Origin of the sequence: Streptomyces sp. NPDC127129 (genome assembly GCF_042671585.1) — a bacterium.
GTDB lineage: Bacteria > Actinomycetota > Actinomycetes > Streptomycetales > Streptomycetaceae > Streptomyces.
In genome coordinates, this window is record NZ_JBHXTV010000013.1 from 114,236 (window position 1) to 126,262 (window position 12,027).

The following is a 12,027-nucleotide window of genomic DNA, read 5'->3' on the forward strand; positions in this document are numbered from 1 at the left end:
GCCGAAACCTCAAATCAACCTCTGAACGTCCCCCTGACTGGATTCGAACGTGCCCGGCGGGGCCATCACGTGGGGGACTGAAGGAGGGGGACATGACGGAACTCGGCATCGGCATCGGCTGGCGGCCGGAGATCGCGGACGCGGTCGAGGCGCTCCCGGGCGTCGACTGGGTGGAGGTCGTGGCGGAGAACGTCTGCCCGGGCCATCTGCCCGACTCGCTGACGCGGCTGCGCTCGCGCGGGGTCAGGGTCGTCCCGCACGGCGTCTCGCTGGGCCTCGGGGGCGCGGACCGGCCGGACTCGGGACGGCTCGCCGACCTGGCGGCGACGGCGACGGCGCTGGGGGCGCCGCTGGTCACGGAGCACATCGCGTTCGTCCGGGCCGGGGGCGCGCTCACCGCGACGCCGGCCCTGGAGGCGGGCCACCTGCTGCCCGTGCCGCGCACGTGGGACGCGCTGGACGTGCTGTGCGAGAACGTCCGGATCGCGCAGGACGCGCTCCCCGTGCCGCTGGCCCTGGAGAACATCGCGGCGCTGATCTCCTGGCCGGGCGAGGAGCTGACCGAGGGTCAGTTCCTGGCGGAGCTGGTGGAGCGTACGGGGGTACGGCTCCTGATCGACGTGGCCAACCTGCACACGAACCACGTCAACCGGGGCGAGTCCCCGTCGAAGGCGCTCTCGGAGCTCCCGGTGGAGGCGATCGCGTACGTCCACGTGGCGGGCGGCCTCATGCGCGACGGTGTCTGGCACGACACCCACGCCCACCCGGTCCCGGAGCCCGTCCTGGACATCCTGTCGGAGCTGGCGTCCCGGGTCTCCCCGCCGGGCGTCCTGCTGGAACGGGACGACAACTTCCCCGCGCCCGAGGAGCTGGCGTCCGAACTGACGACGATCAGGGACCGTCTCGCCGTCGCCGGGACCGCCGGCGCCGAGACGGCGACGGCCGGTACCGCACCCGAGGCCGGGCACGCGCTGCTGATCGGTGCGGGCGCCCGGGTCTCGGGCGGTCCGATGCCACAGCCGTCCGGCGGTCCGATTTCGCAGCCGTCCGGCGGTCCGATGCCTCAGCCGCGGCCCGCGGAGTCCGCGGCCGCGGCACCCGGGGGCGCCGACGGACAGCCCGGCGTCGCCGAGCCCGGAGCCACCCGCCTCACCGCACCGCCCGGGAGCTCCGGCAGCCCGCGTGACACGGGCGCACGGGAACGGGTCGCCGTGGCGCAGGCCGCGGTGCTGTCGGCGCTCGTCGCCGGGACGCCCGTGCCCGAGGGGTTCGACCCGGTTCGGGTCGGGGTGCAGAGCCGGGCCCTCGTCGGCAAGCGGGCCGACGTGATCGCCAAGATCGCGCCCGAGCTCCCCGAGATCCTCGGCGACGACTACCGGCCCTGGTTCCGCTCGTACGCCAGGTCCCGCCCCATGACCGGCGGCTACCGCCGTGACGCGCTCGCCTTCGTCGAGCACCTGCTCGTCGCCGGACGCCCCGAGGACCCGGACGCCCGGCGCCGCCTCACCCGCTGGTGGCAGGAGCGCACCGACACGCGCCCGCCCCGCCCCGCCGCCCGGCTCATCCGCGCTGCCCGCGCCGCACTCGTACGGAGGTGACGCCCTCATGAACCTGATCGCACTGATCTTCTGGGCCGCCGTGATCACCGGCTCCATCCTGCTCGTCGTCAGCCTCCGGTCCGCCCGCGCGGACCGCGGCGGTTCCGTCCACGACCTCGCGGAGGCCGCGTTCCTGGCCGGCGGCCCGCCCCGGGTCGTGGACACGGCCCTGGCGGCCCTGCACGCCGAGGGACTGATCGGGGTCGGCGGTCCCGGCCTCGTCGTCGTCCTCCGCCCCGACCTGCGGGCCCGGGACCACGTCGGCCGTGCCGTACTGGAGCAGTTCGCGGCCGCACCCAGCGGCGCCCTGCACGAGCTGCGCCTCGCGGTGATGCGCAGCCCCGCCGTCCAGGAGATCGGCGACGGCCTCGCCGCCCGCGGCCTGATGGTGGCCCCGGACGCCCGGCGCGCCGGGGGGCGCGCGTGCCTCGCCCTCGGCATCGGATCGGTCGCACTGCTCGTCACCTCGATCATCCTGACCGTGGGCGCCGACCGCGAGCCGTTCGAGGTGCCGCTCTTCGTCAAGGTGATCCCCGTCCTCTTCGCGGGCATCGTCATGGCCCTCGTCTGCTCCGCGTACAACGCCAACCGGGCCACCCGCGGCGGCCGGCGCGCGTCGGCCGAGTACCACCGGGACCACGTGTACGACGCCGACGCCGGGCACCAGGTGGCGCTGCGCGGACTGCGCGGAGTGCCGGATGCCGAACTGCGGACCCAGCTGATCGCGGCGGCCCGGATGCCCGTCGCCAGGACCCGGCCCGCCACCACGCCCGGCATGTCCCGCCCGCACGGCACGCACCACACGCACGGCACGTCCGGCGCGGACGCGGTCCTGCTCCCGGTGCTCTGGTGCGCGGGCACCCCGGGCAGCCCGGGCGGCTGCGGCGGCGCTTCCGGCAACACGGGAGGCTCCGGCGGCGGAGGCGGGACGGACAGCGGGTTCGGCGGCGGCTGTTCCGCGAACGCCTGCTCCGGCGGTTCGGCGGGCGGGTCGAGCTGTTCGAGCTCCGGCAGCGGCAGCTCGTGTTCCAGCTCCAGTGGTTCGAGCTGCTCCAGTTCCAGCGGTTCGAGCTGTTCGAGCTCCAGCGGTTCGAGCTGCTCCAGCTCCAGCGGCTGATCGGGTCGATTCCCGCGACACCGGCCGGAGGAGCTGGACGACGGGGTGGCGGCCGTGCCCACGATCCTGCCCGTGAAAGCCCTCGCGTTGACCGGAACCGTCGGGTCGTTGCTGCTGACCTCGCTCACCGCCGCACCCGCCCCCGCCCTGGACGCCCCGCCCGCCGAGACCGGCGGCACCGTGGTCGCCGCCCGCCGCGCGGCCGCCGAAGGAATCCGCTTCGGCGGCTGTCCTGCGGCCGAGAAGCTGCCGCCGTCCGTCCGGTGCGGCACCGTCCGGGTCCCCCTCGACTACGCGGACCCCGACGGTGTCCGGATCCCGCTCACCGTCAGCCGGCTCAGGGCCTCGGGGCCGGCCGCCGACCGTCAGGGCGCACTCGTCTTCAACCCGGGCGGTCCCGGCGCCTCGTCGACGTACTTCCCCCTGGTCGCCGAACTCCCGGCCTGGAAGCGGATCGCCGCCGCGTACGACCTGGTCGGCTACGCCCCGCGCGGCGTGGGCGCCTCCGCCCCGGTCTCCTGCCAGAACCCCGCCGACCGCCCCAAGGGCCCCACGCCGGCGCCCACCCACCCCTCCGAGGTCTACAAGCGGGAGCGGATCGCCCGCGCGAAGACGTACGCGCAGGGCTGCGCGAACCGCACCGGCACGGCGCTGCGGCACTACCACTCGCTCAACAACGCCCGTGACCTGGAGGTGCTGCGCGCCGCGCTCGGCGAGCCGAAGCTCACGTACATGGGCGCCTCCTACGGCACGTACTTCGGGGCGCTGTACGCGACGCTCTTCCCGCACCGGGTGCGCCGCATGGTCTTCGACGCGCCGGTCCACCCCGCACCGGGGAAGATCTGGTACGCCAACAACCTCGACCAGTCACGTGCGTTCGAGGCCCGCTGGACCGACTTCCGCGGATGGGTCGCCAAGCACGACGAGGTGTACGGCCTGGGCACCACCGTCGAGGAGGTCCAGGAGAGTTACGAGAAGGTCCGCGCCGAACTCGCGGCGCGGCCGGCCGGCGGGCGCGTCGGCCCGGGGCAGCTGCACGGGGCGATGCTCCAGGCCGGATACCACGACGGTTTCTGGCCGCTGCGGGCCACGGCGCTCGCCTCCTATCTGAAGGGCGACCCCGAGCCGCTGATCGAGCAGGCCGCGCCGAGCGAGGAGATCACGGAGTCCACGGGCAACGGGGCGGCCGTCTACACCGCGGTGGAGTGCAACGACGCGCCGTGGCCGGAGGACTTCGCCGTCTGGGACCGGGACAACACCCGGCTGGCGAGGACCGCGCCGTTCGAGACCTGGGACAACGTCTGGGCCAATCTGCCCTGTGCGTACTGGAAGGCGCCCCGGCAGAGGCCTCTGGACGTACGGACCGGTCCCGGCATGCTGCCGCCGGTGCTGATCCTGGCCGCCGAGCGGGACGCGGCCACACCGTACGAAGGAGCCCTCGAACTGCAGCGCAGGCTGGCGGGTTCGGCGCTGGTGACCGAGCGGGAGGCCGGTACGCACGGGATCGGGGGCGGGGCGAACGCCTGCGTCAACGGGTACCTGGAGACCTATCTGCTGACGGGGGCCGTGCCGGAGACCGCCGGAGGGACGCCGGTGCGGCGCGCGTCGTGCGCGCCGCACCCGGAGCCGGACCCGGTGTCGCTGGAGCGGCGTACGGAAACCCGTGCGCCCTCTGATCTTCCGGGTCAAGGGGTGACGGCCCGGCAGGCAGCCGGGCCGTCACCGAGTCGGTAGGGCGGCCGTCAGGCCAGGCCCGCCACCAGGTCCGCCACGGAGCGGCGGCGGCCGGTGTAGAACGGCACCTCCTCGCGGACGTGCATCCGCGCCTCGGAGGCCCGCAGGTGGCGCATGAGGTCGACGATGCGGTGCAGCTCGTCGGCCTCGAAGGCCAGGATCCACTCGTAGTCGCCGAGCGAGAACGAGGCGACCGTGTTGGCGCGGACGTCGGGGAAGCCACGGGCCATCTTGCCGTGGTCCGCGAGCATCCGGCGGCGGTCCTCGTCCGGCAGCAGGTACCAGTCGTAGGAGCGCACGAAGGGGTAGACGCTCACGTAGTCGCGGGGCGTCTCGTCGGCCAGGAAGGCCGGGATGTGCGACTTGTTGAACTCGGCGGGGCGGTGCAGCGCCATGTTCGACCAGACCGGCTCCAGGGCGCGGCCCAGCTTGGTGCGGCGGAAGAGGTTGTACGCGTCCTGGAGCTCGTCGCTCGTCTCGGCGTGCCACCAGATCATGACGTCCGCGTCGGCGCGCAGACCGGAGAGGTCGTACGTGCCGCGGACGGTGATGTCCTTGGCGGCGAGCTGGTCGAACAGCTCCTGGACCTCGTCGGCGTAGCCGGCGCGGTCCTCGGGCAGGTTGTCGCGCAGCTTGAACACGGACCACAGGGTGTAGCGGATGACCTCGTTGAGGTCCTTCGCCTTCTTACCGGCGTTCGGGATCTTTTCGGGCGCACTCATACGCCTATTCTCGCCCGTCACGGACAGTGCCCTGCACCAGGGTGGGTGGTTGACGACGTGGCGATGATCTCGTCGGCGAACCCGGCGGCGATCTCGTCGGCGGCGCGGGTGCCCGAGGCGATGCAGGCGGGGATGCCGACGCCGTCGTAGACGGCCCCCGCCACGCGCAGTCCGGGGACGCGGGCGACGGCGTCGCGGATGCGGGTGACGCGGGCGAGGTGGCCGACGGGGTACTGCGGGAGACCGCCGGTCCAGCGGGTGACGGTGGTGGCGACGGGCCGGGCGGTCAGCCCGGCGGCCGCGGCGAGGTCCTTCAGGGAGGCCTCGACGAGGTCGGCGTCGTCGCGGAAGACCTGCTCCTCCTCGCCGTAGCGGCCGACGGAGGTACGGAGGAGAAAGAGGTCGGGGGCGCCGTCGGCGACCCACTGCCACTTCTGGCTGGAGAAGGTGGACGCCTTGATGGTGTGTCCGTCGACGGGCGGCACGAGGAAGCCGGAGCCGGGCAGCGCGTGCACGTCCTGCCGCCGGAAGGCGAGGGTCACGAGCGCCATGGAGGCGTACTCGACGGTCCCGAGTTCGCCGGCGGCGACGGGCGCCTCGGTCGCGAGGAGCTCGGCGGCGGCCCAGGCGGGAGCGGCGAGGACGACCGCGTCGGCGAGGAACTCCCGGCCGCCGGCGTCGACCTGCCACGGTCCGCCGTCCGCCACGCGGCGCAGGCCGGTCACGGGCATGAGGGTCAGGATCTCGCCCCCCGCCGCGCGGATCGCCCCGGCGACGGCCTCGGGGAGGGTGCCGATGCCGCCCTCGATGCCCAGGAAGGCGGAGCCGCCGAGGCCGGTGGCCGCGCCCGCGGCGTCGGACGGGGTCGCGGCGCCCGCGCGCTGGACGGCCCGGACGGCGTCGGTGAGCGTGGGGTGGGTGCGGGCGGCGGCGAAGAGCGCGGGAACGGCGGCCCGCATCGAGATGCGGTAGGCGTCACCGGCGTACACCCCGCCGAGCAGCGGTTCGACGAGTCGGTCGACGACCTCGTGGCCCATCCGCTCGGCGACGTACGCGCCGATGGCGATGTCCTCGCCGATCTCCGCGGGGGGCAGGTCGCGGTCGTGCCCGACCCGGCGCAGGCCCTCGTCGGAGAGGATTTCGGTGAGCGCGGCGGGATCGCCCGGGACGCCCATGACGTGGCCCTTGGGCATCGGACGCAGCGTGCCGCGGGTCCAGACGGAGGCGGTGGTCGTCGCGGGCGGCCGGAGCCGGTCGCCGAGGCCGACGGCACGGGCGAGCGCGATCGCCTCGGGCCCGCGGGCGAGCAGGGACTCGGCGCCGAGGTCGACGGGGGCGCCGGCGATCTCCCCGGCGAGCAGCTTGCCGCCGAGCCGGTCGCCGCCTTCGAGCAGCGTCACCCGGAGACCGGCCGAGACCAGCCGGTGGGCCGCCGCGAGACCGGCGATACCGCCTCCGACGACGACGACATGCCTGGGCCTGGTGTCCGCGTTCATGGCTCCACTCTCTCAAACCCGTTCCGAGGCCGGAACGTGACCGCATCGCTACCGCCCGGGGGAAACCCGAGCGCCCCTCCTCCACGTCGAACCGGCACCACTCGTCATCGTCCCAGGGGGGATTCCATGCGTGGAGCACGAAGAGCGGCCGTGGCGCTGCTGACGGTCTCGTTGGCGCTGACCGGCTGCGCGGCGGGCGCGTCGGACAGCGGTGCGGACAGCAAGGGGCTGAGCGCGGCGAAGCCCGCCGAGGGGGCCGAGGGCGCGGGCGCCGCCGACCGGGGCTACGAGGCGGACGAGGGGGCGGCGGCCACGGCCAAGCCGGCCCCCGCGCTCCAGCGCCAGCACGTCATCCGTACCGCCGAGCTGGCCGTGGAGGTGGAGGACGCGACCAGGGCGCTGGCCACCGCCCGCCGGGTCACCGAGGGCGCGGGCGGTCATGTCGCCAACGAGTCGACCGAGCGGATCGACGACACGCACGTGACCTCGCGGGTCGTGCTGCGCGTGCCGCAGGACGCGTACGACGCGGTGCTCGGGGAGCTCGCGGGCACGGGCCGGCTGCTGTCCCGGAAGGCGGACGCGAAGGACGTCACCGAGCAGGTGGTGGACGTGGAGAGCCGGATCGCGACGCAGCGCGCGAGCGTCGACCGGGTGCGCGGGCTGATGGACCGGGCGACGCGGCTGAGCGACGTGGTCACCCTGGAGGGCGAGCTGAGTCGGCGTCAGGCCGATCTGGAGTCGCTGCTGGCCCAGCAGGCCTCGCTGAAGGACCGTACGACGATGGCGACGATCACCCTCGAGCTCATGGAGGAGACGGAGCAGGCGTCGGACTCCGAGGACCGGCCGGGCTTCCTCGACGCTCTCGCCGGAGGATGGAACGCGCTGGTGGCGGCGCTGGCCTGGGCCGGGATCGTCCTGGCGGCGGCGGCTCCGTGGCTCGCGGTGGCCCTCCTCGTCGGTCTCGTGTGGCGGCTCCTCGTCCGCTCGCGGGCGCGCCGTCCGGCACGTGCCCCTGCCGTGGAGCCCGGGGCGCCCGGTGAGCGCGTCGGGCGCGAAGCGCCCCGAGCCGAGGCGGGCCCTGAAGAATAGGAGCATGAGCGAACGACTGGTGGTCATCGGCGGCGACGCGGCGGGCATGTCCGCCGCGTCGCAGGCACGCAGGCTCAAGGGCCCCGGGGAGCTGGAGATCGTCGCCTTCGAGCGCGGTCACTTCTCCTCATTCTCGGCCTGTGGCATCCCGTACTGGGTCGGCGGCGACGTCGGCGAGCGCGACGAGCTGATCGCGCGTACCCCGCAGGAGCACCGGGCGCGGGACATCGATCTGCGGATGCGCACGGAGGTCGTCGAGCTGGACGTGCCCGGGCAGCGGGTGCGCACGCGCGATCTGGAGTCGGGCGCCGAGGGGTGGACGGGCTTCGACAAGCTGGTGATCGCGACCGGCGCGCGGCCGCTGCGGCCGCCGCTGCCGGGGATCGACGCACCGGGTGTGCACGGTGTGCAGACGCTGGACGACGGACAGGCCCTGATCGACTCGCTGGAGCGGACGGAGGGCCGGCGTGCGGTCGTCGTGGGGGCGGGGTACATCGGCGTGGAGATGGCCGAGGCGCTGCTGAACCGGGGCTACGAGGTGACCGTCCTCAACCGCGGAGAGCAGCCGATGGCGACGCTCGATCCGGACATGGGGCGCCTCGTCCACCGGGTGATGGACGGCCTCGGGATCAGGACGGTGGGCTCGGCGGCGGTCACCAAGATCCTCACGGGGGACGACGGCCGGGTACGGGCGGTGGCGACGGACGACGCCGAGTACCCGGCGGACGTGGTCGTCCTCGGGATGGGCGTGGTGCCGGAGACCCGTCTCGCGGAGGCGGCCGGGCTGCCGCTCGGGGTGCACGGCGGGCTGCTCACCGATCTCGCGATGCGGGTGCGGGGCCACGAGAACATCTGGGCGGGCGGTGACTGCGTGGAGGTGCTCGACCTGGTCTCGGGCCGGGAGCGGCACATCGCGCTCGGCACGCACGCCAACAAGCACGGCCAGGTCATCGGTTCGAACGTGGGCGGGGGGTACGCCACGTTCCCCGGGGTGGTCGGCACGGCGGTGTCGAAGGTGTGCGACCTGGAGATCGCGCGGACGGGTCTGCGCGAGAAGGAGGCCCGGGAGGTGGGCCTGCGGTACGTCACGGTGACGGTCGAGTCGACGAGCCGGGCGGGGTACTACCCGGGGGCGGCGCCCATGACGGTGAAGATGATCGCCGAGCGGCGTACAGGCCGGCTGCTCGGCGTGCAGATCGTGGGCCGTGAGGGCGCGGGCAAGCGGGTGGACATCGCGGCGGTGGCGCTGACGGCCGGGATGTCGGTGGAGCAGATGACGGCGCTGGATCTGGGGTACGCACCGCCGTTCTCGCCCGTGTGGGATCCGGTCCTGGTCGCGGCGCGCAAGGCGGTGGCGGCGGTACGCGCGGCGGGCTGAGGGCACGTCGGACCGGGCGCGCGTCCGGAACGGGCAGCACCCTGACGGCGAAAGGCGCCGTCGTCCCCCGGGCGGGGAACGACGGCGCCGTCACGTCGGGGCGCCCGCTCAGACGGCGGTCTTCGTGTGGACGTACTCGACCAGACGCGTCAGCGCGTCGGGGTCCGTCGTCGGCAGCACACCGTGACCCAGGTTGAAGATGTGCCCCTCGAGGCCCTCGGCCGCGGCCAGGACCTCGTCCGTCTTGGCCTCGACGGCCTCGCGGGTGGAGAACAGCACGGCCGGGTCCAGGTTGCCCTGGAGCGCCTTGCCGGGGCCGACGCGCCGGGCGGCCTCGTCGAGCGAGACCCGGAAGTCGACGCCCATGACGTCCGCGCCGGCCTCGCCCATGAGGCCGAGCAGCTCACCCGTCCCGACACCGAAGTGGATGCGCGGGACGCCGTACGCGGCGACGGACTCGAGGACCTTCGCAGAGGCGGGCATCACGGAGCGGCGGTAGTCCGCGGGGGCCAGGGCGCCGACCCAGGAGTCGAAGAGCTGGACGGCGGAGGCGCCGGCCTCGATCTGGACCTTGAGGAAGGCCGAGGTGATCTCGGCGAGGCGGTCGAGCAGATCGGCCCACAGCTGCGGGTCGCCGTACATGAGCGCCTTGGTGTGCTCGTGGTTGCGGGACGGACCGCCCTCGACGAGGTAGCTCGCAAGAGTGAAAGGCGCACCCGCGAATCCGATGAGGGGGGTGGAGCCCAGCTCCTCGGTGAGCATCCCGATGGCCTCGGTGACGTAGTGGACGTCCTCGGGGGTCAGGTCGCGCAGCCGGTCGAGGTCGGCGCGGGTACGGATCGGGTCGGCGACGACCGGGCCGACGCCGGGCTTGATGTCGAGGTCGATGCCGATGGCCTTGAGCGGGACCACGATGTCGCTGAAGTAGATCGCCGCGTCCACCTTGTGGCGGCGCACGGGCTGCAGCGTGATCTCGGTGACCAGCTCGGGCCGCATGCAGGACTCGAGCATCGGGATGCCCTCGCGGACCTTCAGGTACTCGGGCAGCGAGCGCCCGGCCTGCCGCATGAACCAGACCGGCGTGTGCGGCACCGGCTCCCGTCGGCACGCCTTGAGGAACGCGGAGTCGTGCGTCCGCGACTGCTGCTTCGTCTGCTGGCCCACGGGGCTTTCATTGGCACTCACGACCAGAATCTTCGCATGTGGCGGGAAGCCGCTCGTCCGGGCCGGGTGTCCCTCCCTGCGCGAGGCTCCCGTTCCGCCTACTCTTCCCCGCATGGCTGCGGCTCAGGGACATTTTTCCGATCATTCCGACGGTGACGGAGGTACGGGCGACACGGAGGCGAACGCGGGGCCCCCCGCATTCCGGCGGGCGGTCGACGCCCTGCGGGCGGCCCGGCTGCGGCCGGAACTGGAGATCGACCCGACCAGGCCTCCGCAGCGCCTGGCCCCGTACTCGTACGCCCTGGAGGCGGCCGTCGTCGAGGGCGAGGACGATCTGGCCGACGGGCGGCTCGTGCTGCTGCACGACCCGGCCGGGCACGACGCCTGGAAGGGCACGTTCCGGCTGGTGACACTCGTACGGGCGGAGCTGGAGCCCGAGATGGCGGCGGACCCGCTGCTGCCGGAGGTCTGCTGGTCGTGGCTGACCGGCGCGCTGGAGGCGCGCGGCCTCGCCTACGGGGAGGCGAGCGGCACGGTCACCCAGGCGGGCTCGCACTACTTCGGCGGGCTCGCCGAGCGCCGTCCGGCGACCCAGATCGAGATCCGGGCCTCGTGGACTCCGCAGGACGCCCTGGGCGGCGCGCCGGACACCGCGGCGCATCTGGCGGCCTGGTCGGACCTGCTCTGCCAGATCGCGGGGCTGCCGCCGTCGCCCCCCGACCCGGGGGCGGGCACCATCTCGGGCGCGGGGGTCGTCTCGCTCCCCCAGCGCAGGGGTCCGCAGCAGGCTTGAGGGAGCCTCCGGCGCGGGCCGGCGGGGCCCCGGCCAGGGGCTTTCGGCGGCGGCCGGGGGAGGCTCACTCGTAGGATGATCGATCACGCGTCCGAATTGCCCCAATTGTTACTCACCAAATCGTGATCTTTCCCTAAAGGCGGGCGGCCCAGCTGCCGAAGAGGTCAGTGACCCCTTCACCGCACGGGTTCGCCCCCGGCTTCTTCCCCGAGCCGGCTCCGTCCCGCATCTCCCCAGGAGGCCGTGTGTCCGTTCTCCTCGAGCAGCCCGCAAGCCTGGTCGCCTACCGCCCGAACAAGCCGACGGCCATGGTCGTCGTGGCCGACCCGCGCGTCCGCTCCACCGTCACCCGCCACCTGTGGGCCCTCGGCGTACGCGACGTGATCGAGGCGTCGTCCATCGCGGAGGCCCGTCCTCGCGTCGGCAATCCCCGCGACATCTGTGTGGCGGACGTCCACCTCCCGGACGGCAGCGGCCTGACGCTGCTCTCCGAGACCCGCGCGGCGGGCTGGCCCAACGGCCTCGCCCTCTCCGCGGCCGACGACATCGGCGCGGTGCGCAACGCACTGGCCGGCGGCGTCAAGGGCTACGTCGTCACCGGTACGCGTACCAACATCGGGCACCCCTCCCGCCCCGGGGCCGCCCCCATCGGCGCCGCGGCGGCCCGCCTCGGCCACCGCCGCCCCCCGGGTGCCCCGAGCCACCCGGGCGGCTACCGCGAGCTCTCCGGCCGTGAGGTCGAGGTGCTCCGGCTGGTGGCCGAAGGCCAGTCGAACAAGGCGATCGGCGTGTCCATGGGCCTCTCCGCCCTGACCGTCAAGAGCCACCTGGCCCGGATCGCACGCAAGCTGGGCACGGGCGACCGGGCCGGCATGGTCGCGGTGGCGCTGCGCACCGGAATCATCCACTGAGTCCGCCGAGTCCCCGAACGGGCAC

General features: G+C 73.9%; 10 protein-coding genes. 7 read left to right on the top strand and 3 right to left on the bottom strand.

Annotation, left to right across the window (positions count from 1 at the left end):
• Positions 1-92 precede the first annotated feature (92 nt).
• From ACFVGW_RS24660 to ACFVGW_RS24670, 3 genes are all read left to right on the top strand, one after another.
• Positions 93-1,598, top strand: coding sequence for a DUF692 domain-containing protein (locus tag ACFVGW_RS24660; RefSeq protein ID WP_385853498.1), 1,506 nt, complete (start codon positions 93-95; stop codon positions 1,596-1,598).
• 7 nt (positions 1,599-1,605) lie between these two features.
• Positions 1,606-2,715, top strand: a complete 1,110-nt coding sequence (locus ACFVGW_RS24665) for a TIGR04222 domain-containing membrane protein (RefSeq protein WP_385853499.1) — start codon at positions 1,606-1,608, stop codon at positions 2,713-2,715.
• Between the two features lie 72 nt (positions 2,716-2,787).
• Complete coding sequence (locus ACFVGW_RS24670) at positions 2,788-4,449, top strand: alpha/beta hydrolase (protein WP_385853583.1); 1,662 nt, start codon at positions 2,788-2,790, stop codon at positions 4,447-4,449.
• Between the two features lie 8 nt (positions 4,450-4,457).
• On the opposite strand, the gene hemQ is transcribed toward ACFVGW_RS24670, so the two are convergent.
• Positions 4,458-5,171, bottom strand: coding sequence for a hydrogen peroxide-dependent heme synthase (gene hemQ / locus ACFVGW_RS24675; protein WP_383173382.1), 714 nt, complete (start codon positions 5,169-5,171; stop codon positions 4,458-4,460).
• A gap of 17 nt (positions 5,172-5,188) precedes the next feature.
• Entirely contained in the window at positions 5,189-6,667 is a 1,479-nt protein-coding gene (gene hemG, locus ACFVGW_RS24680; RefSeq protein WP_385853500.1) for a protoporphyrinogen oxidase, read from the bottom strand.
• 126 nt (positions 6,668-6,793) lie between these two features.
• Between hemG and ACFVGW_RS24685 the strand changes: the two genes are divergently transcribed.
• Both ACFVGW_RS24685 and ACFVGW_RS24690 read left to right on the top strand, forming a co-directional pair.
• Entirely contained in the window at positions 6,794-7,756 is a 963-nt protein-coding gene (locus ACFVGW_RS24685) for a DUF4349 domain-containing protein (protein ID WP_385853501.1), read from the top strand.
• Between the two features lie 4 nt (positions 7,757-7,760).
• A complete protein-coding gene (locus ACFVGW_RS24690) occupies positions 7,761-9,134 on the top strand; it encodes an FAD-dependent oxidoreductase (protein ID WP_385853502.1) in 1,374 nt (457 codons plus the stop codon).
• A 108-nt stretch (positions 9,135-9,242) separates the two neighbouring features.
• On the opposite strand, the gene hemE is transcribed toward ACFVGW_RS24690, so the two are convergent.
• Complete coding sequence (hemE, locus tag ACFVGW_RS24695; RefSeq protein WP_385853503.1) at positions 9,243-10,319, bottom strand: uroporphyrinogen decarboxylase; 1,077 nt, start codon at positions 10,317-10,319, stop codon at positions 9,243-9,245.
• A gap of 91 nt (positions 10,320-10,410) precedes the next feature.
• On the opposite strand from hemE, the gene ACFVGW_RS24700 reads away from it, so the two are divergent.
• Positions 10,411-11,091, top strand: coding sequence for a DUF3000 domain-containing protein (locus ACFVGW_RS24700; RefSeq protein WP_383227611.1), 681 nt, complete (start codon positions 10,411-10,413; stop codon positions 11,089-11,091).
• Positions 11,092-11,336: 245 nt separating this feature from the next.
• Complete coding sequence (locus ACFVGW_RS24705) at positions 11,337-12,002, top strand: response regulator transcription factor (RefSeq protein ID WP_352186942.1); 666 nt, start codon at positions 11,337-11,339, stop codon at positions 12,000-12,002.
• The last annotated feature ends 25 nt before the right edge of the window (positions 12,003-12,027 follow it).

Bases quoted from the DNA above. Each gene is read 5' to 3' on its own strand.
- ACFVGW_RS24685 (WP_385853501.1), top strand. From the start codon at position 6,794: ATGCGTGGAGCACGAAGAGCGGCCGTGGCGCTGCTGACGGTCTCGTTG.
- hemQ (WP_383173382.1), bottom strand. From the start codon at position 5,171: ATGAGTGCGCCCGAAAAGATCCCGAACGCCGGTAAGAAGGCGAAGGAC.
- ACFVGW_RS24660 (WP_385853498.1), top strand. From the start codon at position 93: ATGACGGAACTCGGCATCGGCATCGGCTGGCGGCCGGAGATCGCGGAC.
- ACFVGW_RS24665 (WP_385853499.1), top strand. From the start codon at position 1,606: ATGAACCTGATCGCACTGATCTTCTGGGCCGCCGTGATCACCGGCTCC.
- hemG (WP_385853500.1), bottom strand. From the start codon at position 6,667: ATGAACGCGGACACCAGGCCCAGGCATGTCGTCGTCGTCGGAGGCGGT.
- ACFVGW_RS24700 (WP_383227611.1), top strand. From the start codon at position 10,411: ATGGCTGCGGCTCAGGGACATTTTTCCGATCATTCCGACGGTGACGGA.
- ACFVGW_RS24690 (WP_385853502.1), top strand. From the start codon at position 7,761: ATGAGCGAACGACTGGTGGTCATCGGCGGCGACGCGGCGGGCATGTCC.